This is a genomic window from Nonomuraea turkmeniaca (assembly GCF_005889735.1).
Lineage (GTDB): Bacteria > Actinomycetota > Actinomycetes > Streptosporangiales > Streptosporangiaceae > Nonomuraea > Nonomuraea turkmeniaca.
Genome location: NZ_VCKY01000416.1, coordinates 1 through 4547, shown reverse-complemented (window position 1 = coordinate 4547; position 4547 = coordinate 1). Strand labels below are relative to the sequence as shown.

At 70.3% G+C, this 4547-nt stretch carries 4 protein-coding genes and 1 pseudogene; 1 reads left to right on the top strand and 4 read right to left on the bottom strand.

Annotation, left to right across the window (positions count from 1 at the left end; all coding sequences use genetic code 11):
• Positions 1-333: 333 nt before the first annotated feature.
• The 3 genes from ETD86_RS52695 to ETD86_RS52680 all read right to left on the bottom strand — a co-directional run bounded on the left by ETD86_RS52695 (position 334) and on the right by ETD86_RS52680 (position 3855).
• A complete protein-coding gene (locus tag ETD86_RS52695; RefSeq protein WP_138674124.1) occupies positions 334-1608 on the bottom strand; it encodes an extracellular catalytic domain type 1 short-chain-length polyhydroxyalkanoate depolymerase in 1275 nt (424 codons plus the stop codon).
• Between the two features lie 147 nt (positions 1609-1755).
• Positions 1756-2613 (bottom strand): hypothetical protein, encoded by an 858-nt coding sequence (locus ETD86_RS52690; protein WP_138674123.1) that lies wholly within the window; start codon positions 2611-2613, stop codon positions 1756-1758.
• 267 nt (positions 2614-2880) lie between these two features.
• A complete protein-coding gene (locus tag ETD86_RS52680) occupies positions 2881-3855 on the bottom strand; it encodes a helix-turn-helix transcriptional regulator (RefSeq protein WP_138674122.1) in 975 nt (324 codons plus the stop codon).
• A gap of 46 nt (positions 3856-3901) precedes the next feature.
• Here ETD86_RS52680 and ETD86_RS52675 point away from each other — a divergent pair, with 46 nt between their 5' ends.
• A complete protein-coding gene (locus ETD86_RS52675) occupies positions 3902-4294 on the top strand; it encodes a hypothetical protein (protein ID WP_246149502.1) in 393 nt (130 codons plus the stop codon).
• A 68-nt stretch (positions 4295-4362) separates the two neighbouring features.
• Here the strand turns inward: ETD86_RS52675 and ETD86_RS56440 are convergent.
• Positions 4363-4547, bottom strand: a pseudogene (locus ETD86_RS56440) (hypothetical protein); the annotation flags it as partial.

The window sequence follows — 4547 nt, the reverse complement described above, 5'->3', positions numbered from 1 at the left end:
GGGCGAATCCGATTCTGTGGATGGCGGGCGAGGGTCGAATTTGTCCTGTGGACTAGGCATGGTCCCCGGGCCGATGAAGCGGGCCGGGCCCATGAAGCGGGCCGGGCTCCGTAGGGCCTCCGGGAGGGTCCGCAAAACCGGAGGCAGGGTCCGTGAAGCCGTCTGCCGGAATCGTGAAAGGGACCGGATTTGCCTTTCAGCTGCGACCAGGGCGCTCGTGCGGGAGCGCTCCCCGCTGCTTCCGACACGGCCTATATCCATCAAATGATCTAGCCAATCCAACAAGATCGCCCGGCGCCGTGCGATCCGGCGCCGGGCGTTCGGAGGCGACCGTCAGGTGCAGGCGGCCCCGTTGAGTGTGAAGGCCGGCGGCTTGGCGGTGTTCCCGTTGTGGGTGGCCTGGAAGCCGAACTGGGCGGCGGCCCCCGGTGCGATGGTGCCGTTGTAGCCGACGTTCCTGGCGGTCACCTGGCCGGAGTCGGGAGAGACGGTCGCGTTCCACGCGGAGGTGACCGTCTGGCCGGCGGGCAGCGTGAAGGCCAGCGTCCAGGAGGAGAGCGGCGTGCTGCTCGTGTTGGTGATCGTGACCGCGGCCGTGAACCCGGTGTTCCACGTGTTCATCGTGTACGTGACCTGGCACGCCCCCGGTGGTTGCGGGGAAGGCGACTGCGACGGGTCGCCGCCCCCGGTGTTCAGTCCGAGGAACGCGATCGCGGCGGCGGCCATCCCGCCCTGGGGCAGGTTGTGCCCGACGCCCTGCAGGCTGATGCCCTCGACGGCGACGGTCGTGCCGGTCCCGCCGTACCTGGTCCGCGTCCAGTTGGGCTGGGGCTGGTCGGTGAGGCTCGGCGTCTGGCTCAGGCCGTGGACGTTGGTCCACTGCTTGATCTGCTCCTGGAAGTTCGGATAACGCAGCGTGGAGTCCTCCGTGCCGTGCCACACCTGCATGCGCGGACGGGGGCCGGTGTAGCCGGGGTACGCGGCGCGTACCAGGTCACCCCACTGCTGCGCGGTCATGATGCGCTGCCCATTGGCGCACTGGCTGTTCCAGCTCGACCCGTCCGTGGTGGCGAAGCAGCCGAAGGGCACGCCCATGAACGACACGCCTGCCTTGAACACGTCGGGGTAGGCGCCCAGCAGCACGTTCGTCATCATGCCGCCGGAGGAGGCGCCCGTGGCGTACGTACGGTCGGGGTCGGTGTTGTAGCGCTGCTGGACGTACCTGACCATGGAGACAATGCCCACCGGGTCGCTGCCGCCGTCATGCCGCAGCGCCTGCGGCGAGGAGACGTCGTAGCAGGAGCCGCTCCTGGTCGCCGACGGGTAGATCACGATGAACTTGTGCTGGTCGGCCAGCGAGGCGAACTCCGTACCCGAGTAGAAAGCCGGGCCTGAGCCCGTGCAGTAGTGGACGGCCACGAGCAGCGCCGGGCGGGCGGGGATACCGTCGGGGACGTAGAGGTGCATGCGTAAGCTGGTGGGGTTCGTACCGAAGCCAGTGACCTCCGTCAGCTGCGCAGAGGCGGCCGGCGGCGCCGTGACCAGGCCCGCGATGATGAGCGTCACCGCGGCGACCACAGCGCCTATGATCCGAGCTGTCACTTTCATCGGGCTCCTCTCGGTCGGGCCTGAAACATTGCGAGTTTCTAAAGAAAGTTTCAGCATGACAACGTGCCAGGTGGCATCCCTGTGAGCGCAATTGTCTGAGCTGCGAACCAGCACGAATGAAGGCCGCTGGGTCATGAAAGTTTCGGCTCAGGCCGTGAGTGTCGCGTCCCTCAACTCCCACCACCACCGCTCCCGGTGCGTGGCGCGGAGCAGGCGGTTGTGCAGGCGGTGCAGGACTTTGGCGTTGTGCGAGTTGACCTCGATCTCCTCCGCCCGCGCAAGGTGGCGCAACGGGCGGCCGTGGCAGGTGGAGCAGCCACACGTGCCTTCACCGAGCCGCTCGACCGGCACGAAGTCCAGCCGTTCCGGCACGAACGCGCTGCGTGCCCCGCCTCGACGCCACCCGCCGCGCACCTCGTGCGGTTCCGGGTAGAGGTGGCGCAGCACCTCACGGACGCCGATCGCGGCCCACTCGGCGCCGTGAGCCAGCGCGCCCAGCGCCGCCACGCCCGCCGAGAGCAGGGGCAGCGGCAGCGGCCGGTACGGCGGCCCGTCCTCGACGACCAGCGCCACCGGCGTCCCGTAGTCGGTGATCGTACGCACGAGAACCGGCCGGTCCTCGGCGACCCACCGCGGGTGGACGGGGAGCACGGCGATTGCGCCCTCCCACTGGATGGCCTGTTCGAGGATGGCGTGCAGGGCTTCGTGGTCCCTTTTGCCGATATATCCGGAATCGGTGAGCGGGGCCGTCGCCCCCGCCTCCACCTGGTCCGCGATCCAGTCCGCCGACAGCCGGGCCGTCCCCCGTACCCGTGCCGACCCCGCGTAACGCCGCCGATCGGCCAGCAGCGGTCCGTCGTAGCCGTTCCGGCGCACCATGCGGACCGCGTCGTGCGCGGCCTGGCCGGTGAAGACCAGGCCGGAGCCGGGATGCCCGGCCAGCGCCACCGCGTCGTAGACGTCCCTGGTGCTGACCTGGACCAGCAGGCGGTCGCGCAGGTCCATGGCGCGCTCTCTGGGGCGGGGGAGTCTCCATAGCGAAATATCCCCACAAATGAGGGGTTCAGGCGCGCCTGGCGTGCTCGACAACCGGCCGATGGCGATTCCTTCCTACATCGCTTGACCTGGTCGACGCCTGCGCCCGGGTCGGTGTCGGCGCTCGTGGGGGAGAGCGGTTGCGGCAGGAGCACGGTGGCGCGGCTGTATCCGGCCGCGTCGGGTGAGGTGCCGCTGCGCGGCGAGCCGCCCAGCCTGATCGGCCCGCCGGGCGGCTCAGCCGCGGTAGCGCTCGGCGAGCTCGCCCACCGCGCAGGCCAGCCGGTCACGCAGCTCGCCCGGGCCCAGCACCTCGGCGTCCACGCCCAGCCTGAGGAACTCCCCGAGCGCGTGCTCGATCGACTCGATCGGCACTGTGACCCGCGTCCAGCCCTCCTCGTCCGGCGGCCCCGCGCTCTCCCGGGCAGCGGCCACCACGCCCGGCGTCATGAGGTCCGCCAGCCGCTCCAGGCCGCGCGGCGACAGCCGGACCACGGCCTCCCCCCACCGCAGCCTGGCCTCGAACTCGGCCAGGTACCCCTGCCAGTACGCCGCCAGATCGAAGCCCTCCGGCCGGGCGAAACCCTCCTCGAGCGGGTGCAGGTCAAGGATCTGCGAGACGCGGTACGTGCGCACGTCCTCGCCCGCCCGCGCCACGAGATACCACCGCCCCGCCTTGACCACCAGCCCGTACGGGTCCAGCCGCCGCTCCACCTCCTGCGGCGCCTTCCACCGCCGGTACCTCACCTGGATGCGCCGCTCGTTCCAGACGGCGTCGGCCACGGCCGGCAGGTACGTGACCGGCTCCGGGTCCCGATACCACGTGGGCGCGTCGAGGTGGAAACGCTCCTGGATGCGCCCGGCCCGATCACGCAGCTCCACCGGCAGCGCGGCCATGAGCTTGAGCTGCGCGGCCGTCACCACCGTGCCCAGGCCCAGCTCCGCCGCGGGCCCCGGCAGCCCGGCCAGGAACAACGACTCGGCCTCGTCCGCGGTCAGCCCGGTGAGCCGGGTGCGGTAGCCGTCGAGCAGCTGATAGCCGCCCTGTGGCCCGGCGTCGCCGTACAGCGGGATGCCGGCCGCGTGGAGCGACTCGACGTCGCGGTAGATCGTGCGTACCGAGACCTCGAGCCGGTCGGCCAGCTCCCGCGCGGTCATCCGGCCGCGCGTCTGCAGGAGCAGCAGGATCGAAACCAGGCGAGACGCACGCATATTCACTGACACTACCTGTCAGTGACTCCGCCATACGCTCGGCCGCATGAACGACTTCGACTTTTTCGCCGGCCGCTGGAACGTCGTCAACCGCCGCTTGGTGGACGGCCAATGGGACGACTTCCCCGGACACTCCGTGGCCACCCGGCACTTCGACGGGGCGGCGAGCTTCGACGAGATCACCTTCCCGACCAAGGGCTCCCATGGGCTGACCGTGCGCGTGTACAACCCGGAGACGCGGCAATGGTCGATCTACTGGGCCAGCAGCGCGCTTGGCGTGCTCGACACCCGGCCGATGGTGGGGGCGTTCGAGGGGGACCCGGGGCGAGTTCTACGGCGAGGAGACCTACGAGGGCAGGCGGGTCCGGTGCCGGTTCATCTGGACCGTCATCGGCCCGGACACCGCCCGATGGGAGCAGGCCTTCGCGGAAGAGGGTGAGGAGACCTGGGAGACGAACTGGATCATGGACTTCACCCGCGTGTGACGCCGTGGCGCGCCGTCGGGGCCTAACCGGCGGTGCTGCGTACCCACAGGACCACGGCCACGGCCACGATGCCGATCACCAGCACGAGCCCGCCGGCCACGACCACCCACCACCAGGCCGACTTCGGTGGCTTGGCCTCGTAGAGGGGGACGTCGGGCAACATGTCCGGCGTGTACGGCAGGCGCTGCGTGGAGGGAGGGTCCGGTG

Coding starts and splice junctions, on each gene's coding strand:
- ETD86_RS52695 (WP_138674124.1), bottom strand. CDS start 1,608: ATGAAAGTGACAGCTCGGATCATAGGCGCTGTGGTCGCCGCGGTGACG.
- ETD86_RS52690 (WP_138674123.1), bottom strand. CDS start 2,613: ATGGACCTGCGCGACCGCCTGCTGGTCCAGGTCAGCACCAGGGACGTC.
- ETD86_RS52680 (WP_138674122.1), bottom strand. CDS start 3,855: ATGCGTGCGTCTCGCCTGGTTTCGATCCTGCTGCTCCTGCAGACGCGC.
- ETD86_RS52675 (WP_246149502.1), top strand. CDS start 3,902: ATGAACGACTTCGACTTTTTCGCCGGCCGCTGGAACGTCGTCAACCGC.